The sequence below is a fragment of the Streptosporangium sp. NPDC000095 genome (genome assembly GCF_042899335.1).
Classification (GTDB): domain Bacteria; phylum Actinomycetota; class Actinomycetes; order Streptosporangiales; family Streptosporangiaceae; genus Streptosporangium.
Genome location: NZ_JBIAZS010000002.1, coordinates 155,563 through 176,868, shown reverse-complemented (window position 1 = coordinate 176,868; position 21,306 = coordinate 155,563). Strand labels below are relative to the sequence as shown.

The 21,306-nt window shown below is 67.9% G+C and carries 18 protein-coding genes; 5 read left to right on the top strand and 13 right to left on the bottom strand.

All coding sequences use genetic code 11. The features are described from left to right. Positions 1 to 39 precede the first annotated feature (39 nt). Positions 40 to 591 (top strand): hypothetical protein, encoded by a 552-nt coding sequence (locus ACFY3V_RS06120; protein ID WP_389770554.1) that lies wholly within the window; start codon positions 40 to 42, stop codon positions 589 to 591. 154 nt (positions 592 to 745) lie between these two features. Further along, a complete protein-coding gene (locus ACFY3V_RS06115; RefSeq protein WP_389770550.1) occupies positions 746 to 1,414 on the top strand; it encodes a GNAT family N-acetyltransferase in 669 nt (222 codons plus the stop codon). Between the two features lie 45 nt (positions 1,415 to 1,459). Here the strand turns inward: ACFY3V_RS06115 and ACFY3V_RS06110 are convergent, their stop codons facing one another. From ACFY3V_RS06110 to ACFY3V_RS06100, 3 genes are all read right to left on the bottom strand, one after another. Beyond that, positions 1,460 to 2,089 (bottom strand): DUF6461 domain-containing protein, encoded by a 630-nt coding sequence (locus tag ACFY3V_RS06110; protein ID WP_389770547.1) that lies wholly within the window; start codon positions 2,087 to 2,089, stop codon positions 1,460 to 1,462. A 512-nt stretch (positions 2,090 to 2,601) separates the two neighbouring features. Next, positions 2,602 to 3,159, bottom strand: coding sequence for a barstar family protein (locus ACFY3V_RS06105; RefSeq protein ID WP_389770544.1), 558 nt, complete (start codon positions 3,157 to 3,159; stop codon positions 2,602 to 2,604). A 180-nt stretch (positions 3,160 to 3,339) separates the two neighbouring features. Then, the gene (locus tag ACFY3V_RS06100) at positions 3,340 to 3,693 is read right to left on the bottom strand and encodes a hypothetical protein (RefSeq protein ID WP_389770540.1); all 354 of its coding nucleotides are present in this window, start codon (positions 3,691 to 3,693) and stop codon (positions 3,340 to 3,342) included. 175 nt (positions 3,694 to 3,868) lie between these two features. Here ACFY3V_RS06100 and ACFY3V_RS06095 point away from each other — a divergent pair, with 175 nt between their 5' ends. From ACFY3V_RS06095 to ACFY3V_RS06085, 3 genes are all read left to right on the top strand, one after another. Next, positions 3,869 to 4,756: an HAD family hydrolase gene (locus ACFY3V_RS06095; RefSeq protein ID WP_389770537.1), complete on the top strand. Its 888-nt coding sequence runs from the start codon at positions 3,869 to 3,871 to the stop codon at positions 4,754 to 4,756. A gap of 598 nt (positions 4,757 to 5,354) precedes the next feature. Continuing rightward, a complete protein-coding gene (locus ACFY3V_RS06090; RefSeq protein ID WP_362896664.1) occupies positions 5,355 to 5,717 on the top strand; it encodes a hypothetical protein in 363 nt (120 codons plus the stop codon). 518 nt (positions 5,718 to 6,235) lie between these two features. Next, positions 6,236 to 6,865 carry a pyridoxamine 5'-phosphate oxidase family protein gene (locus ACFY3V_RS06085; RefSeq protein WP_362896662.1) on the top strand — a complete coding sequence of 210 codons (630 nt, stop codon included), beginning with the start codon at positions 6,236 to 6,238 and terminating at the stop codon, positions 6,863 to 6,865. Between the two features lie 103 nt (positions 6,866 to 6,968). On the opposite strand, the gene ACFY3V_RS06080 is transcribed toward ACFY3V_RS06085, so the two are convergent. The 10 genes from ACFY3V_RS06080 to ACFY3V_RS06035 all read right to left on the bottom strand — a co-directional run bounded on the left by ACFY3V_RS06080 (position 6,969) and on the right by ACFY3V_RS06035 (position 21,305). Continuing rightward, complete coding sequence (locus ACFY3V_RS06080; protein WP_389770532.1) at positions 6,969 to 8,408, bottom strand: serine hydrolase domain-containing protein; 1,440 nt, start codon at positions 8,406 to 8,408, stop codon at positions 6,969 to 6,971. Positions 8,409 to 8,486: 78 nt separating this feature from the next. After that, positions 8,487 to 9,149 carry a response regulator transcription factor gene (locus ACFY3V_RS06075; RefSeq protein ID WP_350942834.1) on the bottom strand — a complete coding sequence of 221 codons (663 nt, stop codon included), beginning with the start codon at positions 9,147 to 9,149 and terminating at the stop codon, positions 8,487 to 8,489. A gap of 28 nt (positions 9,150 to 9,177) precedes the next feature. Beyond that, a complete protein-coding gene (locus ACFY3V_RS06070) occupies positions 9,178 to 10,377 on the bottom strand; it encodes a sensor histidine kinase (RefSeq protein WP_389770526.1) in 1,200 nt (399 codons plus the stop codon). 297 nt (positions 10,378 to 10,674) lie between these two features. Then, positions 10,675 to 12,006, bottom strand: coding sequence for a UDP-glucose/GDP-mannose dehydrogenase family protein (locus tag ACFY3V_RS06065; protein ID WP_362896656.1), 1,332 nt, complete (start codon positions 12,004 to 12,006; stop codon positions 10,675 to 10,677). Positions 12,007 to 12,045: 39 nt separating this feature from the next. Beyond that, positions 12,046 to 13,227, bottom strand: coding sequence for a right-handed parallel beta-helix repeat-containing protein (locus ACFY3V_RS06060; protein ID WP_389770522.1), 1,182 nt, complete (start codon positions 13,225 to 13,227; stop codon positions 12,046 to 12,048). Between the two features lie 3 nt (positions 13,228 to 13,230). Beyond that, positions 13,231 to 15,186, bottom strand: coding sequence for a right-handed parallel beta-helix repeat-containing protein (locus tag ACFY3V_RS06055; RefSeq protein ID WP_389770519.1), 1,956 nt, complete (start codon positions 15,184 to 15,186; stop codon positions 13,231 to 13,233). Then, entirely contained in the window at positions 15,183 to 17,561 is a 2,379-nt protein-coding gene (locus tag ACFY3V_RS06050; RefSeq protein ID WP_389770516.1) for a right-handed parallel beta-helix repeat-containing protein, read from the bottom strand. The genes ACFY3V_RS06055 and ACFY3V_RS06050 overlap by 4 nt, the downstream gene beginning before the upstream one ends. Before the next feature lies 1 nt (position 17,562). Then, a complete protein-coding gene (locus ACFY3V_RS06045; RefSeq protein ID WP_362896648.1) occupies positions 17,563 to 18,780 on the bottom strand; it encodes a glycosyltransferase family 2 protein in 1,218 nt (405 codons plus the stop codon). A 324-nt stretch (positions 18,781 to 19,104) separates the two neighbouring features. Continuing rightward, positions 19,105 to 19,701: a CGNR zinc finger domain-containing protein gene (locus ACFY3V_RS06040; protein WP_389770512.1), complete on the bottom strand. Its 597-nt coding sequence runs from the start codon at positions 19,699 to 19,701 to the stop codon at positions 19,105 to 19,107. A gap of 164 nt (positions 19,702 to 19,865) precedes the next feature. Further along, complete coding sequence (locus ACFY3V_RS06035) at positions 19,866 to 21,305, bottom strand: MFS transporter (RefSeq protein WP_389770509.1); 1,440 nt, start codon at positions 21,303 to 21,305, stop codon at positions 19,866 to 19,868. Position 21,306: the final 1 nt, after the last annotated feature.

The following is a 21,306-nucleotide window of genomic DNA, read 5'->3' as shown; positions in this document are numbered from 1 at the left end:
CTATTGCCCCCCGAGCGCTGTAACTGCGAGCCTTTTGCGATGATTGAGATCCTCGACAACCTGGATGTGCTGGCTCGCCCTGTGCTGGACCTGTCGGAGCTGAAGATGGGTGGCGTTGCCCTGGGGGCGGCAGCGACCAGCATCGCCCCGCAGTTCATCGTCGAGGTCCAGTCGTCGGTCGTCGCTCGCGTTCGGGACGTGTACGACCCCGACCAGGATGACATCGGCCGGGAGTACTACGACGCCGACGGACAGCGGTTGACTCTGGACGAGGTTATCGACCATACGGCCCGGTCAGACGGAGCCCTGTACCGCCTCGACGAGATCAGCTACAAGATCCGCGGCGGCACGGTGGTCGGCTTCGCCATCTACGGCCGGCACCTCGCTCACTTCAGGCACCTGACCTCATACGAGAAGTTCCTGACGGCCTTCGGCAGCCCGGACCAGACCCGAACGGACACGGAAGGCGGCGAATCCATGGGCTACACCGCCTACTACTGGGGCGCACGCAAGCAAGTGCAATGGGACGACCATGACCTTCGGATCATCCTGATCAATCTAGGCGACTTCGAGGGAAACACCGGCCCCTGAGCCAGCTCACACCAGAAGCCAGGTTCCGGACCCGGCGTCACCGTGCTGGCCGCCAGGATCTTAAGAAAATGATCCACAGGTCTTGACTATTGCTCACGGCCCAGTGTGCAGCACAAGCGAAAGGGTCCCGAATGACTTCCGGGACCCTCTTACGTTGAACATCTCAGCCGACCGGCGTGTCACCGATCCGCTGGTTCGCGAGATCCTTTCAGCGCCACAGGCGCAGACGAGTGCAAGGGGCCTGTTCTATGCTCACGGCCCTATGGGCCCCTTGCGCACGCTATCTGCCACGGAGATCCTTTCGGAGCGACTCCTGCTGCGCAGTGTGTTGCACGATGCCGACCGTGAAGGATTCATCGAGCTCTCGACCGACTCCGAGGTTCAGGCATACATCGGTGGTCCTCAGCCTCGGAATGACGTCGAGCAGCGCTTCGATGCAGCAATCGCCAACGCGACATCCAAGCCCGGCAATTACGTCATCGCGGACAACACGACGAACCGACTTATCGGGACGTTGATGCTCGCCCGCCGGTCGACCGATGGCCCCGGGCATGTCACCGAGGATGGCGAGGAACTGGAGCTGGGCTATGTACTGCGGCGCAGTGCATGGGGCGCGGGGTTCGCATTCGAGGCCGCAACCGCCGCGTTGCGCGCAGCGGCCGACGAACTCCCCGACCAGCCGGTCTTGCTCGTGACCCAGACCGCGAACAAGCGATCTCTGAAACTCGCCGCCCGCCTTGGCTTCGGCCCCATCAGCACGTTCGAGGAGTTCGGCGCCGAGCAGACCCTCTGCACGGCACCCTTGTCCATGTTCCGAATCTGATCACAGCATCCAACAGCGGGCCCTCAGGGCAGGAGGCCCAGGGTTTCAGGTACTTCCCAGGCCGTCAGAGGCAGGTCTGATGCGGGAGTGCCGTGCTTTGAACCAGTCGGTGGCGACATCGGTTCCCGTGAAGCGTCCGATCAGCGCCAAGGCCGAGCTGACGCTCTCCTCCCGGTCCACGCGATCCTCGAAGACGTCGTCAGCGCTGATCTGGAAGCGCAGGCCGTCCATTAGGTGATCGAGCGCGTACGGGTCGTCGCCGAAGCGTAACTCCGGTTGGGAGGGGCTGAAGGAGGTCACCAGGCGCCCGTCGCGAGCGTAATGGAGATGGTCCCTGTTGCTGACGTCCATGCTGAGGCCGAAGGCCTCGCGGCCGCCCGCGGTGATGGACAACAGGTGCTCGCGTTCAGCGGTCCCCGGCACGATGCTGATCCAGTCCCCGACCTCGGCGGTCCAGAGGGATCCGTCGTCGATGTTCTGGTCGAGGATCTCCTCCAGGTAGCACGGGGTGCGGGTAGAGAGGTCCAGCTGATAGATCGGGGCGAGGGCGTCCAGGTCCGCGCCCTTGATCCAGATGGCACTGAATCCCAGCGCCCACAGATCCATGTCGCCGTCGAGATCCTCGGTGAAGAGGGTCGAGGCCAGAAGGTCGTGCAGGTAGGTCGGTGACTGCATGGCCGCCTCTCGGAAGGAGTAGGCATCCAGCGGAATGCCCCCTCCTCAAAGGTGGGGCAGGGGTTGCCTTGCTCGATTCTTGCGAGGAAGACGTTGACGGGCCGATCCTGCAGGCCCCCATTAGCTCACCGGGTAGACGTCCTGGAGCTCGTGAAGGTCACCGGGGAGCGCCACACTCATCACCAGGAGCACCGCCCCGGCAGCGTCATGCATGGTGGCCAGCACCCCAAGGAGAGGGTTGGAAGAGCCGAGCAACTCCGCACCAGGTGCTTTTCGACGGCTTCGTCCTGGTCCAGGTCATCCGCTGCCGCTGGGAGTCCTGTTACCTGCCCTGCAAGGGACGCTGAGAAATCGTGATCGAGGAACACGTCGACGGTCCGGCGAACGAACTGATGCGCGAGCTGCGCCGCCCTCCAGGAAATCGATATTCGGCCAGAACCGCTTGCTGGACGCCAGCATGGTCGACTACTTCGTCAGCGCTTCTCGCCGGCTGATGTGCGCAGGCAACTCGCTCAGGTGCTGGAGGCAGGCGGCCGCCTCAGGCCCCGTCTGTCTTCACGCCATTCCCTGTCGTTCCATCTCGCGTAGGCTCCGCCCAGAGGGCCGAACACGATGCGAGGGTCATCGGACTGCACAAGGCAGAACATTCGGTGCCCCATCAACATCGCCGTCCACGAGTTACAGGCAATGATGTCCAGGACCATCTCGGCGACCTCGGAAAAACGCACTGCGAACCTGTCGTAACCGATCAGCACCAGAACCAGGCCGGTCGCCTCCGGCTTAACTCCGTAGTCACAAACCGCGACATCGCCAAGGCAGTCACCGAGCGCCACCAGGCTGCCTCCGTAGTGGGCCGGGAAACCAAGCGCCGAGGCGAAGTCCCGATGCAGATCACCTTCCTCCAGCCAGCCCGAGGCATCCAGGCGGACCACCTGATAGCCGTGAGCAACCAGCCAGTCGATCGCCTCGTTCAAAATCGCCTGATGCCAGAAGAGCGTCACCGGCGAGCCTGCCATCAGGCGGTAGTCCAAGTGATGAGTGGATCGGGCATCCTGGTCGAAGACTGCCATGATAGGTAAGGCTAGTCACCGCTGAAGCAGTACTGCCATCCAATGAAAGACCACGCCTGCGGCGGGGGTAATCCGGCTCTGGGATGATCATCAGAGGCAAGGGCCGGGTTCGGGCCCAGACACCCGACGACACCGGACCGGACGGGCCCGTCCTCATGGCCAGGTAGCCCATCCGATTCACTACGTAGTGCGGCGCCGCCGTCGTGACAGACGCCACATGGTCAGCCGCCCGTAGCGGTACCGCAGGGCCACCTGGTCGCCATCGGGGATCAGCAGCACCTTCCTGATCAGCGGACCGCCGTAATCGGGACGCAAACGCAGGCGCAGCAGCTTCACCCGCACGATCGGCCACAGACTCCCACGACCGTGAATCGCCTCCCACCCCTTCACCAGGATGGGCCGTACCTCCTCGAACTCCGGCAGGGGACGCACCTGGCACCATGTGCGGGGAAAGTCATCCCTCACCACCTGGAGCTCCGCGATCGGGCGGCGCCCTCTCAAGAGCACGAACACCGTCCCGTCGTCATGATCCATCAGCGCCGTCCAAGAAAAGGTGCCTCTCTCCTGGCCAAACGTCCTGTCGTCACTTGGAATGTAGCCCTGGTGGAGCGCTTCTACGAGCCACAACCTCAGGCCGCTGTAATGCAAACTGAGGTTGGGCGGCGGGGCGCCGATGGTCGGAGTGGGGTGGGTACGAGACGGGTGTGGTGTGGCTACGGCCTGGGGCGCCGTCGGTGGACCGGCTGGACTGCCGCCCGCGCCGCACGCTCGCCGGGGGCGGCGGAGGAACGGGTACGGCAGCACGGCGCGCCGCAGCGGTGGAATGCTCGGCGTGGCGGAACCCGGCAACACCAGGACCAGAAGGGGCGACCTCATGCCGATCCAGGGTGTGCTTTTCGACGTGGACGACACCCTGTTCGACTACTCGACCTCGGAAGAAGTCGGCGTGCTCACCCACCTGCGGGCCGAAGGACTGCTTGAGAGGTTCCCCGACTCCACCACGGCGCTCGCGCTCTGGCGGGATGTCATGGAGAGGCAGTACGCCCGCTTTCTGAACGGCGAGCTCACCTTCACCGAACAGCAGCTCGAACGCACCAGGGAATTCCTCTCCCACCTCGGGCAGATCACGCATGCCGGTCTGTCAGACCAGGAAGCCTCCGCGTGGTTCGCCGGATACCAGGCTCACCGCAGGGCCGCCTGGGCGGCGTTCCCCGACGCCGAGCCGGTCCTCAGGAAACTCGCACCCGACTACCGCCTCGGCGTCGTCTCCAACTCATCCGCCGATCACCAGCGTCACAAGCTCGACGTCCTTGGCCTTCTGCCCTACTTCGGCGACACGCTTGTGTGCTCCGAGCAGCACGGCGCGGCCAAGCCCGCGTCGAGCATCTTCGTCGCCGGCTGCGCTTCCCTCGGCCTCCAGCCGCACGAAGTGGCCTACGTCGGTGACAAGTACGCGTTGGACGCGGTGGGAGCCCACGAGGCAGGGCTGCACGCCTACTGGCTCGACCGGGCGAACGTCAGCGCCGGCACGGTCATCGGTAGCGGCATTCGAGTCATCCAGTCCCTCGCCGAACTCCCGGCCGCGCTCACCGGCTGAGCTCTGTCGGCACCATGCCACCCGTGGCGAAACCGGCACCATGCCGCCCATGGTGAAGCGTGGCTCGGCTGGCGGCAGCCGATGGCGATCGACGGGTTCGGGCCGGACCGGGCCCGTACTGGCTGCGTGACCTGGACGACGGGTCCTGGGCTCGAGGTCATCACCAACCCCGTGATCGGCCTGCGCGGATCACAGAAGGACCCGCTGCGCGAGAAGGTGCCGTGGCAGGGCGGGCGGCCCATCCGTGGCTGTGGCGCGGCGTGGCGATCACCGTGGTCTCGTCGGCCTCGGTTTCCCGCCGACTCGCCGGACCTGTTCGAGGATGTGCGGCAGGTGCCGGATCAGTGTCACGCCGACGCCGGAGAGAACCGTCATCGAGACCGAAAAAACGCAAGGGCCATATGGAAAGAAAATTATGAGAACGTAAAAAAGTCTTCCGGGAACGGCCGCGGGATCGAAAGGATATCGACCGCGTACGTTTAGCCGTAAAAATGTGCACGTGGCGATTGAGAAATAAGTTCAGTGCCTGCCTTGACGCCTCTCAGATAGGGGGGTTCATGATGGGAGGGTCAGAGGAACGCGAACCTTGGGAGGAAACGTGCTCAAGGAAGCCTGTGTTGTCGGCGCTCTCGTGGCTGCCGCCCTCGCCCCTTCGATTCCCTCGCAGGCGCAGTCCGGAAGCGTCGGCACCGTCGTCTCGTCCACCAATCACTCCGTCTCGCAGGCCCCGAAATGTAAATGGCTCGACGAGGGAGGGAGGAGGTGCTACTACTGCCGCGACAAGAAAGGCAGTGGATACAAGAAGCAGTACTGTGAGCGAAAGCACGACGAGTCCGAGACGTCGACCGAGGTCGAATGCGTGACCACCAAAGACCCGACCACGACCAGCCCGAACCGCACGTGCAAGACGTGTACGGACGCCAAGACCGGGAAGCGCATTTCCAAGGTGTGCGACAGCTAGCTTCATGAGGTGCTGCTGAATCTCGCCGCGCCCCACCCGCTGTGTGGCGGGTGAACCTGATGACCGTGTCCACCGTCACGAGGACACCGCCGGAGTTTGCCGCCCGTTGCCCATGGCTCCGGAGGAACAAGGAGGTCCCGCCCGATCGAGGTGATCGGACGGGATCTCGTCAACCCTTGAGCACTAAAATCCAGACGTCATCCAGAGGTCATTCTTCACCTGTCGTCGGGAACGGCCTGTAACGTCGTCGGCTCGGCCTGTGTTGATTCAAACCGCACCCGCCACGCAGGTAGAAAGAGCTCCCTCGCCGGCGGAAACGTGGTGAGGAGGCTCTTCTCGTATGTCCGGCCGTTAACGATGCTCTATGACTGATCTTTCCCAATGCGTTTCCATGGGCCTATGCTCCATGAGGGCGTAGGTTCATGGTCCACGGTGTGAACGGCAACGATCCCGACGTTTACCTGCCAGGTCGGTGACCACACGCCCTCCGCGAAGAAACGGATCACCGAAGGGGAATCATGGGGGCCGAGGGCTGGGAATCGATCGAGTCGGCGGACGAGTTGCGGGAGGTGCTTGGCGCACCCAAACCGGCCGCGCTCGCGAAGGAGCGGAGGACCCTGCACGAGCTGGACCGTGCCTGGCTGGCCGCCTCGCCGTTCTGCCTCGTCGCGACCTCGGACGCCGACGGTAACTGCGACGTCTCGCCCAAGGGTGACCCGCCGGGATTCACACTGGTCCTGGACGACTCCACGATTGCGATCCCGGAACGGCCGGGCAATCGCAGGGCGGACGGATTCCACAACATCCTGCGAAACCCGCACGTCGGCCTGATCTACTTCGTCCCCGGCCGCGGCGACACCCTGCGGGTCAACGGCCGGGCGCGCCTGGTGCGCGAGGCCCCCTTCTTCGACCGGATGGTGGTCAAGGGGCACCGGCCGTCGCTCGCGATCGTGGTCGAGATCGAGCAGATCTTCCACCACTGCTCCAAGGCTTTCCTCCGCTCGGAACTGTGGCGCCCGGAGAGCTGGAACCCGCAGGTCGTGCCCTCGCGGGCGCGTATCGCCCAGGCGCTGGAACGACAGGGGGAGCCGATCGAGGAACTGGAGCGTTACTACGGCCCCGCCTACGCGGAGGGGATATATCGCTGAGTGGGCGGGTGGGTCGCGTCCACGTGTACCGCTGAGGGGACGGGCGGGTCGCGTCCGCTGTCCGCAGAGGTGGTGTACGGGTTTCCCCAGGTCGTGCCGGGTGTTATGCGACCTGACCGGCGCGGTGGAAGCACCAGAGGCGGCGGCCGAGCGCGACCGCCCCGAGCACGCAGCAGGTGAGACAGAAGAGCGCCAGCAGTGGCAGCAGCCAGGCGGTGACGATCCAGTAGTGGATGCTGAACGCCCCCCAGATCAGCGTCGGCAGCACCGGGCCCAGCACCGTCACCAGGGCGAGGGGCACGAGCCGCGGGATCAGCCTCGGCCGGCGCGCCGCGCGGCGTCGCGAGGCCCAGCGGCGCGCTCGGACGATCGCGGTGACCAGCAGTGCGGTCATCCCCGCCGTGAGCCCGAGCAGGACCGTGTTCACGACGGTGAGCGGGTTGCTCATCGGCGTTGTCGGCGCCCCGATCCGTTCGGCGAGAAGGTTGGTCGAGAGCAGACCGGGATCGCCGCCGCTGTTGGTGAGGACGATGGCGGCCACACCGGTCTTGGGGGAGAAGACCATGTCTCCGGTCCACGTCGCCAGCGTTCCGCCGTGGCCGATCACCGACGGCGGGGCGTCCGCCGCGAGGGGGCGGGACTGCCAGCCGAGGGCGTAGGCGCCGGCCTTGGGCTGGACGGTGTGCAACTCGGCCAGGGAGCCGGCGCTCAGCAGGTCCGCCCCGAAGGTTCCCTGGTTGAACCGCAGCCACCGCACCATGTCGTCCAGGGTCGAGATCACCCCGCCGTTGCCGACGCAGAACCCCGGCATCTCCGGTGCCGCGACGGCGATCCCGAGAACGACCTCGTACCCGGACGGCAGGCCCTCGGCACGATCGGAACACCCCGAGGTCGAGCCGGTGCCGGTCATGCCCAGCGGCGTGAACAGCTCGCTGCGGAGAAAGGCGTCGAAGGACCTGCCCGACACCACTTCGACGATCCTCGCCGCGATCGAGTAGTTGGTGTTGTGGTACTCCGAGCGGGTGCCCGGATCGGCGGCGAGGGTCTTGTCGGCCAGCCTGGCCACGACCTCCCGCGCGCCGCGCGGAGGCGGGAACACGTACTCGTTGTTCGTGTCGTTCGAGAGCCCCGAGGTGTGGCTGAGGACCTGGCGCACGGTGATCCTGGTGAAGCGCGGATCGGCCATCTCGAAGTCGGGCAGCAGCTTGACGACCGGGTCGTCCAGGGAGACGCGGTCACGGTCGACGAGCAGCATGATCGCCGCAGCCGTCATCGACTTGCTCATCGACGCGATCCGGAAGCGGGTCCGCGCCGTCACCGCGTTGCCGTCCCCGTCCCGGCCGCGGACGATCGTCTCGACCGACGACCCGTCGATCACGGCCGCCGCGACCCCCGGCGCACCGTAGACGGAGCGGTAGTCGTCGACCAGCCGTTCGCCGACGGCATGGGCCGGTGCCGTCCAGCCGAGCAGCACGGCGACGAGCACACCGCCGAGGACGAGGAGGGCGGTCACCCGAGGAAAGAACAGATGGAGGAGATGCACGACGTCGAACGTAGGCCGGGCGTCACCGGCCGACATCACCCCAAGGGGTGAGACGGCACCACTCGGCAGGATGGAATCTCAGCCGGGCAGATCGCCGCGCCCCACAAGCCCGTTCTCGTACGCGTGGATCACCACGTGCACGCGGTCGCGCAGGTTCAGTTTCTGCAGGACGGCCCGGACGTGCGACTTCACCGTGTTCTCGCTCAGCACCAGTTCCGCGCGGATCTCGTTGTTGGACCTGCCGCGGGCGAGCAGGCCGAAGATCTCGACCTCGCGGGGGGTGAGGCCGTCCAGGGCCGTCGTCCTTCGCGTCGGTACCCGTCGTACGAGATCGAGGATCGTCGCGGCCACTCCCGGGGCCAGCGCCGCCGTCCCGGAGGCGACGTCGCACACGGCCTGGGCCAGGGCCGCGGGCCGGACGTCCTTGGTCAGGTAGCCGCTCGCGCCGGCCCGGATGGCGGCCACGACGAGTTCGTCGTCGTCGAACGTCGTCAGCATGAGCACCCGGGTCGCGGGCGCGATCCTGACGATCTCCGCCGTGGCGGCGACCCCGTCCATGCGCGGCATGCGGATGTCCATCAGCACCACGTCGAGACGGTGCCGCCGGACGACCTCGATCGCGTCGCCGCCGTTCGCGACGTCGTGGGTGACCTCGATGCGTTCGTCGGCCGACAGCACCGTACGGAGCGAGGCCCGCAGCAGCTCCTGGTCGTCGACGAGCATGACTCGGATCCCGGTCACCGGGGCACCGTCTTTCTCGTGGGCACCACTACGGTGCTCGGTGAAGGGACTCGGTGGCGGCCGGGTCATGCCCCTCCTTCGTGGGGAGCCGCGCCCGCAGCACCCAACCGTCGTCCCCGTCGTCGACCGACAGGGTGCCGCCCGCGGTGCGCACACGTTCCTCGATCCCCATCAATCCCGTCCCCTGACCGCCGCCGTCGCGAAGCGCCCTGCCGCCGTCGTCGCGTACCTCCACCATCACCTCGGCCGGGGTCCAGCGCAGGCGGACGGTCACCTCGACCGGCGGTTCGAGGTGGCGCAGCGCGTTGGTGATGCCCTCCTGCACGGTCCGGACCGCCGCGACCTCGGCGCTCAGGCTCAGCGGCCGTCGCTCGCCCACCTCCGCGAACGTCACCGCGTGGAGCGGGCTCGCCGCCGAGGCCACGAGGTCGGGGAGGGCGTCGAGCGAGATCGGGACCTCCCCGGGCCGGGAACCGGCGCGCGGCGCCGAGGTGGCCAGCATCGCCCGCAGACCTTGGTGGGCGTCCCGGCCGGCCTCGGCGATGTCGCCGAGTTCGTGGCGGGTCGCCGGATCCGCCGTCGTCACCGCCGCGGCCTCGATCCGCGCGACCATGACGGTGACCGTGTGGGCGATCACGTCGTGCAGGTCGCGGCGGATGCCGGCCCGTTCGTCCGCGACCGCCGCGGCCAGCCGTTCGCTCTCGGCCCGTTGCCGGGTCTCGTACCTGCGACGTACCAGCAGGGCCGCGAGCCACACGCCGCCGACCACGAGCATCAGCAGGCCACCCTCGACGAGGGGGGTCCACCCGGGGGTGTCAGGGGGCAGCCGGGCCCACGCCACCAGCTCGGTGAGCACGATCCCGAGCGCGGCGACGGCCAACGCGACCGCCGAGGACCTGACCGGGACCAGGCCGGTCAGCCGCCACAACATGAGGGGGAAGCACACGGCCGAGGGCAGCATGCTCGGTGACCAGCCCAGCTGGGGCATCGTCACCAGGACGAGCATCGCCAGCGCGCCGATCGCGTACCCCGCCCACGGCCGTCGATCGGCGACGACCACTCCCGCATGGAGCAGGCCGGCGGCACCCGCCGAGGCGAAGATCTGCCACAGGTCCGCGCCGAGGTGCCGGACGCCGACCAAGATGATCACCGTCAGGAGAGCGACGACCAGGTGCGCCGTCACCGCCACCGGCGTCGGCCACGTGCTCCGGCGCTGGGAGGCTGTCACGGTCGTCGCCTTCCGGTGGGCTCGTGGTGGGGGAGCCGTACCCGGCTCGACGCGCCACAGGATAGCCAGCGGCGGGCAGGACGACTCCGGCCCCCCGCCGCGAACCCACCGACGACGCCCGTTCGATGAGCCGCCTCGCCGAACGCCGAGCCGTCGAAGCGTCCGGCGTCCCGGAAGGCCGCGCGCGCGAGCAGAACACCATCCGGTCGTTGACGGTGCTCTGTTAGGAAATCACGAACCACATCCCCTCCTGCGTGGACGCGGAGGGGATGTACCGCTGAGCGGGTGGGCGAGTGGTCAGGGGCTGCCCAGTGCCCGGTATTCCCAGCCCGCCGCCCGCCAGGTGTCCGCGTCGAGCGCGTGCCTGCCGTCCACGATCCGGGGGTGCTTGACCACGCTCGCCAGTGCCGAGGGCTCGATCTCGCGGAACTCGGCCCACTCGGTGAGCAGGACGACCACGTCCGCGTCACGGGCCACGTCCAGCGCGCTCGTGCCGTACCTGAGTTCCGGATAGGTGCGGCGCGCGTTGTCCATCGCGGCCGGGTCGTACACCCGGACGTTGGCGCCCAGGCCGTGCATGGTCCTGGCCACGTCCAGCGCCGGGGCGTCCCTGATGTCGTCGGAGTTGGGTTTGAAGGCCGCGCCCAGGCAGGCGATCCTCTTGCCGTCGAGCCGGCCGTCGAGCAGTTCCCTGACCAGGTCGATGGTCCGGGAACGGCGGCGCCGGTTGATCGCGTCGACCTCGCGGAGGAAGGACACGGCCTGGCCGACGCCGATCTCCTCGGCCCGGTGCGCGAAGGCCCGAATGTCCTTGGGCAGGCAGCCGCCGCCGAAGCCGAGGCCGGGCTGGAGGAACCGGCCGCCGATCCGGTCGTCATAGGCGAGGGCCTTGGCCAGGTCGCGGACGTCGGCCCCGGTGGCCTCGCAGACCTCGGCCATCGCGTTGATGTAGGAGATCTTGGTGGCCAGGAACGAGTTGGCGGCCACCTTGACCAGCTCCGCGGTGGCCAGGTCGGTGACGACCACCGGGGTACCGAGGTCGAGGATCGGCTGGAACGCCGCGGTGAGGCGTTCGCGCGCCCATTCGGAGGTGACGCCGAACACGAGCCGATCGGGCTTGAGGGTGTCGTCGACGGCGAAGCCCTCCCGCAGGAACTCGGGGTTCCAGGCCAGCTCCACCTCCTCTCCCGCGGGGGCCAGCTCGCGCAGCATGCCGGCCAGGCGGGTGGCGGTGTTCACCGGGACGGTCGACTTGCCGACCACCAGGCAGCGCCGGGTCAGGTGGGCGGCCAGGTCGCGTACGGCGGCGTCGACGTAGGTCAGGTCGCAGGCGTCCGAGCCGGGCTGCTGGGGGGTGCCGACGCAAACGAAGTGGACGTCGCCGTGCTCGGCGGCCTCCGCGTAGGAGGTGGTGAACCGGAGACGGCCCGACTCCAGGGCCTTGCCCAGTAACTCGGGCAGGCCGGGCTCGAAGAAGGGTACTTCTCCGGCCTGTAGTTTTTCGATCTTCTTGCTGTCCACGTCGAGGCCGACCACGTCGTACCCCAGCGACGCCATGCAAACCGCGTGCGTCGCGCCGAGATAGCCGGTTCCGATCACGGTCAATCGGGGGAGCTCGGCTTCGCCCATATCCGTCGTCCTATCTACTACTTGTCTTCGGGCTCTTGTTCAGGAACAGTCGTCGGCCTTGGAAAGGGCTCCGCCGGTGACCTTGTTGTCGCAGGTGATCGTGTTTCCGCCGACCGTGTCGTTGATGCCGAAGCCGCCCGAACCACCAAGATCGATGGTGTTGGCCTGGAACACGTTTCCGGTGCCCCAGCCATTTACGATCTTGTGAGTCTGGAATCCGTCCCCGTTGCTCTGGCTACCGGTGTTACCGCGAATGAGATAGCCGTTGCCCTTGACGTCGACCCATGAATCGTTGTGCTTGGAGCCGCCGAGGCGGGAACCGTCGAAGACGTTGTCGAGGATGCGGCCGTCCGAGGTGCCCTCCTTGATGTCGATCGCCTCGGCGGTGGCCCGGATGACGTTGCCGCGCACGGTGTTGCGATCGCTGCGGTCCATCTGCCCGCCGGAGAAGGCCGCCCAGTTGCTCTCCGCGGTGCCGAGGTAGACGCCCTCGCCGAACTTCTCCCGGCGCAGGCCGGTCGCGTAGATCATGCAGTACTGGACGGTGTTGTCGCTGCTGAAGTTGCGCAGGTGGATCGCCTCGTCCCCGATGTGGTGGACGGTCAGCTGCTGGATGATCGTGTTGCCGGTGCGGTCGGCCATCACCCCCTTCTGGCTGTTGCGGACGGTGAAGCCGACCAGCCGCCAGTGATCGACCTCGTTGAGGTGGAAGGCGTAGCCCTTCTTGATCCCGCCGCCGTCGATGATCGCCTCGGGCGGGCCGCAGACGAAGATCGGTTCGGCCTCCGTCCCGGAGACCGCCGCCACGAACCGGCCGCTGTAGACACCGGGCTCCAGCCTGATCACCGCGCCCGGCTCGACCGCCTCAAGGGCCTCGGCGAGTTCGGTGGCGTCCGTGACGGTCACCGTGGCCTCGGGGCACTCGACCAGCCCTTTCCCGAGGGGTACGGCGATGTCAGGCGGCTCCTGCGACGCGACGAACTCCTCGGCGTCCCTGTCCTCGGCGTCCCTGTCCTCGTTCACGTCATCCTCCGCCCGCGCGGTGTCGTCCTCCTGCTGTGCGGCCGGCGCGTCCGCGCTTTTCGGCCGGATGTCCTCGATCGCGGTGCCCGGCTCCTCCGCACCGCCGAACAGCCCGCGCAGCAGCACTACGACGATCACCGTGATGACCGCCCCGGCGAGCATCCCCACCAGGGTCTTCCTGTCAATGTCCAGGCGCATCGCTCAACTTCTCTCGGCTGGAGTATGGGCGGCGGTCCGCAGGAGCTTGGCCGGTCGCTCTTCCAGCAGTGTCTGCTTCTCGTACGGATGGACGAACCGGCGACCGGCCCGCGGGCCGTCGCCGCGTAGTGCCCGGAGCGCCGAGAGCACGATCAGGGAGATGACTCCCAGCCAGATCAGGTTCATCGGCTTGGCGATCCGCTTGACCATCGTCCAGAAGCCGGCGGTGTCCTGCCAGCCGGTGGTGTTGTTCTGCGCGATGGTCGTGGCTCCCTTCGCCCGGCCGGTGTCGAGCGCGCTGCGGCCGGCACCGCCCAGGGTGTTCCCGGTGATCGTGGTGCCCTCGGCCTTGCCGAGCAGCGAGATCGCGTGCAGCGAGGCGGACTCGACCGTGTTGGCGGAGATGGTGGCCTCGGAGTCACGGAGGTAGATCGCGGTCTGGGTGTCCCGCACGATGTTGCCGCTGATCCGGGCCCCCTGAACCCCGCCGCGCAGCGCGATTCCCTGGCTGCGCTGGCCGGTGAGACGGTTGCCGGAGACCCGGACCCCGGTGGCGTCCTCGCTCACCACGATGCCCATCTCCCCGCCGATCACCTCGGTGGTCTGTACGACGAGCTTGACGCCGCCCTGGATCTCCACGCCGTAGCGGCCGTTGTCCCGCGCCGTGCTGCTCGTCACCGAGCTGCCGCCGAAGCTGCGCAGCGACTCCCCGGACGCCGACGGCCCCCGGGCGAGCGGCAGGCCGCTGATGGTGAAGCCGTTGCCGTTGTTGCGCTCGGCTCCCGAACCGGTGATCGTGACGTTCTGCGTGCCCCTGGACAGGACGAACCCGTCACCCCTGCTGCCGGTCACGGTGGTGTTCTCGATGGTGGCGTTGCGCGCGAACCGGTGCAGCAGGATCCCGTGGACCAGGCTCCCGGTGACCGAGACGTTGATGATCCGGGTCTCGTTGGAGGCCGTGATGAAGATCCCGTACGCGTTGCCGGTGACCTTGGTGTCGGTGATGTCGCCGGTGACCAGATTGGCCTCGGGCAGCCGGTAGGCGACCCTGCCCCGGCCGGCTCCGTTGGTGATCTCGACCTCGTTACCGCTGCCCCTGCTCGGCACGAGGAGGCCGTTGGGCAGGAGCGCCCGCTGCTGGGAGGAGGCTCGCTTCGGCCGGGAGGTGGGGTTCGGCGAGGAGGTGGGCGACGCCCCCGGCAGGGAGGCGGGGACGGTCACCAGATCGGCGTTCGTGGTCGGCCGGTCACTGCCGGTCAACGCGAGCCCGCCGGTCGGGCCGCTCCAGAATCCGAGATGCTCCACCGTCGCGTGGCTCATCTTGAGTTCCCCGCCGATCACGCGCAGGTAGGCGCGTCCGTCGGAGACCTTGGTGTCGGCCGTCCTGTCGTGCGCGTTCCAGCTGGTGATCCGCACCGGGTTTCGTGCCGAACCGTTGATTTTGATGTTCGCGCCGAAGCTCACGATCGACACGAAGGCACCCGGGTCGCTGCGCATCCGGATCACCAGGGGGCCGGTCGCGTTCTGGAGCACGACTTTGGCCCCCGGACCGGCGAACAGGTTGATGCCGAGCACGTAGGAGCCGTCCGACTGCTTCTGGAAGTGCTCCTGTCCGAGGCGTTCCAGGTCCGCGACCCGGTACGGCTCGCGGCGCTGCGGTAGCACGAGCGTCTGGCCGTTGGCCGAGCTGGAGATGTGCGGCACGCGGGATCTCGCGGCGGCGGGGCCGCCCCGCGCCATCGCCGAGGTCAGCGTCGCCCGGGTCTGCATGATCCGCAGATCCTCCTGGTCGACCAGGGCAGACTGCTGCTGTGCCTCCACCGCGGGCACCTCGTTCACGCCGGGAGGTGGCACGGGGCGATCGATGTAGGAGAGGTATGTCCAGGTACCGGCCGCGGACAGGCACAGGGCCAGGAAGATGAGGAGGGTACGGCTCCTCTTCCGGGGTGGCGGGCTCATCCCCTGCCTCCCACGGGAGCGCCGCCGACGGAGGGACCGCCGATTGAGGGGCCGCCGATTGAGGGGCCCGTCATGTGGACCGGGTCGAGGTGCGGCGAGGACGGCCGCCGGCGCCATGCAAGATGCCCGTCGGCGGGCACCGGGTGGTCCGGCGCGGGCACGGCGGCGTGGCGCAGCACCTGGAACCGCCCCTCGGCGAGCAGTCGCTGCTGCTCGTAGGGGTTGCGGATCTCCCTGCGGCGTTGCCTGCGTTCCACGACAGCGCGGGATCGGATCGCCGACACGATCACCAGGAGGATGACCGCGGCCCAGATCACGTTCATGGGCTTGACGAAGCGTTTGGCCTTGACCCAGAACGACGACGTGTCGTTCCACTGGTCCTCGTCGTTGTTGTGCTTGTTCACCGTGTCGGCGGCCCGTGCGACGCTGATCGCGCTCGTCCCCGAACCGATGACGGTGTTGCGGGTGATCTCGGAACCTGCCGCGTCGCCGACCACGGTGATCCCGTGGGCCTTGGGGTGCGACAGGGTTGTGATCTTGTTTCCGATGATCATGCCGGCGGAGTCGCGGAGATAGATCCCGGTGATGGTCCCGGCGATCGTGTTGCCGGCCACATGCGCGCCGGTCGCCCTGTCGCGCAGCGCGATCGCCTGTCGGCGCTGGCCGGTCAGCCTGTTGCCGGAGATCTGCACACCGCTGGCGCCCTCGCGCACCACGATTCCCATGTCACCGCCGATGATCTCGCTGGTCTGCACGGCCAGCCGGCTGCCGCCGAGCACCTCGACGCCGTACCTTCCGTTGTCGCGGGCGGTGCTGCCGCTGACCGAACTGTCACCGTAGACGGCGAGCGACTCGCCGCTCGCGGACGGACCGCTCGCGAGCGCCCGTCCGTTGAGCGTGAAGCCGTTGCGCCCGTTCCGCTCGGCCAGGCAGTCGACGACCTTCACCTTCTCGGTCGCTCGCGACAGCACGAAACCGTCGCCGCCGCTACCGATCACCTCGGTCCTCTCGATCGTCGCGTTCTTGGCGAACCGGTGCATGAACACGCCGTGCACCAGGCTGTCGACGATCCTGTTGTCGATGATCTGTGTCTGGTTCGAGCCGGAGACGAAGACGCCGTAGGCGTCGCCGGTGATGACGCTGTTCTTGATCGATCCGGAGACCAGCTCGTCGGCGAGCACGTGTGAGGCGGTGCCGGGGCCGATCGGAATGGTCTCCACGTCGCCGAAGTTGCTGCCGCCCCGCTCGCCCTGCTTGGTGTTCGCCAGCCGTTCCCGCTTGTCCTGGTGACGCTGGTCCTTCGTCCGGTGCCGGTAGACACTGGCCGGTCGCTCGGTGCCGGTGAGCGCGATGCCCCCGGTACGGCCGCTCCAGAATCCCAGCTGGGAGACCTGGGTGTGGGACATCTCGAACTCGCCGCCGACCGCCCGGATGTAGGCGCGGCCGTCGGTCGTGGTCGTGTCCGGCTTCTGGGTCCGCACGTCCCAGCTGGTGATCCGCACCGGCCTCTTGGCGGTGCCCTTGATCTCGATGCCGCCGCCGAACGTGATGATCGAGCTGAACGAACCCGGCAGGCTGCCCATCCGCAGCGTCAGCGGGCCGCGCAACTGCAGGCGCGCCCCGTCGGCCACGAAGACGTGGACGCCGAGCAGGTAGGAGCCGTCCTTCAGCCGCCGCAGGTACCGGCCCTTCTCGACGGCCGCCAGATCCTTGAGGGTGTACGCGGCCTCGGTGTTGCGCGCGGGCAGCACCAGCGTCCTGCCGTGCGCCGACACGAAGACCTGGGGCTGCTTGCGCTGGGCGGCCGCGATGCCACCGCTCTGCAGCATGGCCGTGAGCGCGGCGCGAGTCTGGATGATCCGCTGGTCCTCGACGTCCACCAGGATCGCCTGCGCCTCGGCGTCCTCCGCGGCGAGGGTGCCGGCCTCCAGGATCGCGTCGTCCGCCATGATCGCGTCTTCGACCAGAGCCGGGCTCTCCTCCAGGTCGGGGTCGTCCGTCGCGGAGGTCGGGGCCGGGCCGGAGGTCGGGGCGGGGCGGGTCGGCGAGGTGGGAGCGGACGTCGGCTCCGAGTCTTCTCCCGTGGCCGGGTCGGTTGTCCGGGTTGTGGTGGCCGTCGGCCTCGGTTTGGCGGTGGGGGTCCGGGTGGCCTTCGGGGGGGAGTCGTCCTCCGCGGAGGGCTTGGGCTCGGGCGACGGGTCGGCCAGGAACGGGTTGTCGTCCGAGGGCGCGCTGCCCGTCGGAGACGCGCTGGGCCCCGAGACCGCCTCGGAGTTCCCTCCGGGGGTGGGGGAGGAGAGGGCGACGGCCGGCCCGCCCCCCAGCCCGACCGTCAGCGTCGCCGCGCCGAGCAGCACGGAAATGGAGCGTTTCACCTCAGCTCATTCCCTGCAGGGTGGCGGCGCTCTGGCCCGCCCCGCCCACCTGGTCGGAGGTACGGGTGAGCCAGCCCTGCTTGTTCATCGTGAGGAACGCGTACAGCTTGATCGGCAGCGCGATCATGATGACCACCAGGCAGAGCAGCGGCAGTAGCAGGATCTCGCCGGGGTGACGGCGCAGGTGCGACCAGCCGCGGACGCCCCGGCCGAGGAGCAGCCAGCCGACGGCGAGCCCGATGCCCAGCGGGGTGAGCTCAAGCCTGCTGAAGAACAGGTAGGCGAGCGTGACGCCCATGGTCACCGGGGTGAGCAGAATCTGCAGCACGGTCACCTTGGTGACCAGCGGCGTCTTCCACAGCCATCCCTTCCACAGCGCGGTCAGGTAGCAGCGGTAGGAGTTGCGGCTCCAGCGGACGCGCTGCTTGACGAAGGCGCGGAAGGAGTCGGGGAACATCGAGATGGCGCGGGCCGAGGACTGGTGCACGGTCTTGTACCCGGAGGCGAGGACGAGCCAGGTGAGCCGGCCGTCGTCGCCGGCGATGCACCGGCGGCCGAGGAAGAACTCGTTCTCCAGGTGGGTGAGCACCGGGAGGATGGCCTTGCGCCGGTAGGCGGCGGTGCGGCCGGACAGGCAGGCCACCCCGCCCCTGCTGCCCATCGCGGGCACGTAGTCGTAGTAGCGCAGGTTGACCAGCCAGTCGGCGATGCGCCGCCAGACGCTGCTGGTCCGCTGGTACACGTTCTGCTGGGTGCCGACCCCGCCGACCGACGGGTCCTCGAACGGCATCTGTACGGCGTCCAGCAGGCCGGGCTGCCACCAGGTGTCGGAGTCGGCGAAGACCACGATCTCGCCCTGGGCCGCCCGGATGCCGACCCCGAGCGCGGAGCGCTTGCCCGAGTGCTCGTACACCAGGACACGCAGCCGGGGGTCTGTCACCTCGCGGAGCTTGGCATGGCAGTCGGTGTCCCCGACGTCCACGACGATGATCACTTCCTGGGGGTTCTGGGCCAGCCAGCTGTCCAGGCATCGCACCAGGATCTCGGCATCCTCCCGGTAGGACGGGACGACCACGGAGACCGTGGTCCGGTAGCCGTTCACGACCGGCTTGGCCAGCCGGGACAACACCACCCGATAAACCCACAGGCCCCAGACGAGCAGGCCCGCCAAGCCCAGCGGAATCAGATCCCGCCAGGTTCCGTTGGCACTGGATCGCACGATCCATTCGTAGGCAGCATCAAACCAATTCACGGCGGATTCCACTGATCCTTCTGGGCGTGTTCGCCCCAAGATGCTCGTGCGGCTGCGGGGAGGAAAGGTCCCTTACCTGATAGATCGGGACAGTACTAAAGCACCTTTCCGGCAGCGTATTGGAACGATGCAATTGTTACGGTATCGAGGAGATTTGCACAAGATGTACGTGGGGCTGGTGAAACAACGATTCGATCATCACGAGCCCGGGGTTTTCCGCGGCGTGCGCCTCATATGCGCATGTGCCGCCCTGGATCCCGCCGCATGGTCTCACCCCGTGGGTGAGGGGCGTCAGCGGTACGTCTGGCGGTGGCGGCGCGCCTTCTCGCGGTTTCCGCAGACGCTCATGCTGCACCAGCGGCGACGTCCGCCTCGCGAGGAGTCCAGGAACAACCAGCCGCATCGCCCGCACGTCCTGATCCGACCGGGCGGGAGGGTGAAAACCGCGTGAACGGTCAGCAACGACAGTGTCGTGGGGATGGCTCCGGGTGCCGTCCAGTCGGCGGTGTAGCCGTCGAGCGCGGCGTCGATCCGGACCTGCCCGGCTCGCGTTCCCTTACCCGCTCGTTGCAGGAGTGCGCCGAAGGGTTCGGTCGGCACGGTCTCGCCATCGGCGATCGCGCTGAACACGGCCCACGCCTGCTCGCGAACGGCCCGGACCTCACGTACGAGACCGCTCACGGAGTCCTCCGCCAAGGACGGCACCTCGTCGAACAGGCCGGCGGACGCGCACCAGGTGAGGACGTCCGAGGGGGTGTTCAGCAGTTCGACGTCCTCGGCCGGGAGCGTGCGGTCGAAGACGGTGTTCGTGAGGTCCAGGACCGGATGGCCGCCGACGAAATGGGTGTCCTGCCAGGGCGGCCGGGCCTGGGGGGTCAAAGTAACCATTGTACTGAGTGTATATGGTTTTCCGCCGGTGGCCGGTGGCCGGTGGTGGTGTCGGGGGGTGGGGTTGGTCTGCCGTGCGACTCGGGGCGGCGGGTGGGTCGTCGAGGTGGCGTGCGGCGGTCGTGTGGGAGCCGCGGTCACGCGGCCTACGTGATCTACGCGGCCTACGTGACCCGCACGGCATCTCCCTTGAAACGCCTCCTGAGAAGGACGGTCGTCACGATCGCCACGGCGGCGAACCCGACCGAGCACCAGAGGGACCAGCGCCAGCCCATGAGGACGGCTTCGGGGCCGGCGGATCCGGCGGCGAAGTGGGCGGCCACCGAGGTCACGACCCCCACCCCCACGGCGAGTCCCAGCTGCTGCGAGGCGTTGATCAGCGCGCCGGCCGTCGCCCGTCGCCCTTCCTCGGCGCCGTTCGTGCCGGCGATGCTCGTCGTGATCAGCGCGAGGATGTGACCGGAGGCGTTCACGGAGGTGCCGATCAGGATGAGGGTGAGTCCGTGGTCTTCCGGCAGGCCGACCATGACCACGATGCCGATCGTCTCGACGACGATTCCGTAGAGGAGGACACGGTACAGCCCGAAGCGTTCGACGAGCTTTCCCGCGTAGATTCCGGTGACGACCGCGATCACGCCCGAGAGGGCGAACGCCAGACCGGTCGCGAGCGCGCCCAGACCGAGATGTGTCTGCAGGTAGAGGGTGAGGATGAACAGCATTCCACCGTAGGAGCAGACCAGCAGGACGGTGACGAGGTTGGCCGCGCCGATGGCGGCCGTGCGGAAGATGGAGATCGGCACCAGCGCGTCGTCCTTTCTGGACTGAGTCCAGACGAAGAGGGCGATCGCCGGCACCGCGATCCCCGCGGAGAGCAGGATCGGAGCCGACGACCAGCCGTACTTCTCACCTTCGGTGAGGGCGAACACGAGGGCGACCATGCCCGTGGTCGCGAGGACGACGCCGATGACGTCGAGGTGGCGGGAGGCGCGCGTGTCCCGGCTCTCGTCGAGATGGACCCTCGCGAGGAGGCCGGCGACCACGACGACGGGTATGTTGATCAGGAAGACGGACCGCCATCCGGCGTACTCGGTGAGAACACCCCCGAGCACCATGCCGGAGACGAACCCCGCCGACAGCGCCGCACCGTAGACGCCGAGAGCGCGTTCGCGTTGCGGTCCTTCCGGAGTGGCCGCCTGGAGCAGCCCCAGACCCGCCGGGGCGATGAACGCGGCGGCGACGCCCTGCAGGGCACGGCCCGCGATGAGCGCGGACGGTGACCAGGCGAGGCCCGCGAGGAGCGAGGCGAGGCCGAAGCCGACAAGGCTCCAGATGAACACCCGCTTTCTTCCGAAAAGATCGGCGACCCTTCCGCCCAGGAGGAGGAAGCCACAGAAGGTGAGCGGGTAGGCGGAAAGCACCCAGGCGATGTCACCTCCGGAGCCGAAGTTCAGACCCTCGCGGATGCTCGGGGCGGCGACGTTGATGATCGAATAGTCGACGGCGACCAGGAACTGGGTGCCGCAGATGACGGTGAGCTGCCAGAACCGCCGGGACCCGAACGCGATCTCGGCGCTTCCTGTCGTGTGTGACGATGTCGTCTTCATC

Coding starts and splice junctions, on each gene's coding strand:
- ACFY3V_RS06120 (WP_389770554.1), top strand. CDS start 40: ATGATTGAGATCCTCGACAACCTGGATGTGCTGGCTCGCCCTGTGCTG.
- ACFY3V_RS06085 (WP_362896662.1), top strand. CDS start 6,236: ATGGGGGCCGAGGGCTGGGAATCGATCGAGTCGGCGGACGAGTTGCGG.
- ACFY3V_RS06040 (WP_389770512.1), bottom strand. CDS start 19,701: ATGGTTACTTTGACCCCCCAGGCCCGGCCGCCCTGGCAGGACACCCAT.
- ACFY3V_RS06110 (WP_389770547.1), bottom strand. CDS start 2,089: ATGCAGTCACCGACCTACCTGCACGACCTTCTGGCCTCGACCCTCTTC.
- ACFY3V_RS06060 (WP_389770522.1), bottom strand. CDS start 13,227: ATGCGCCTGGACATTGACAGGAAGACCCTGGTGGGGATGCTCGCCGGG.
- ACFY3V_RS06105 (WP_389770544.1), bottom strand. CDS start 3,159: ATGGCAGTCTTCGACCAGGATGCCCGATCCACTCATCACTTGGACTAC.
- ACFY3V_RS06065 (WP_362896656.1), bottom strand. CDS start 12,006: ATGGGCGAAGCCGAGCTCCCCCGATTGACCGTGATCGGAACCGGCTAT.
- ACFY3V_RS06100 (WP_389770540.1), bottom strand. CDS start 3,693: ATGGATCATGACGACGGGACGGTGTTCGTGCTCTTGAGAGGGCGCCGC.
- ACFY3V_RS06055 (WP_389770519.1), bottom strand. CDS start 15,186: ATGAGCCCGCCACCCCGGAAGAGGAGCCGTACCCTCCTCATCTTCCTG.
- ACFY3V_RS06035 (WP_389770509.1), bottom strand. CDS start 21,305: ATGAAGACGACATCGTCACACACGACAGGAAGCGCCGAGATCGCGTTC.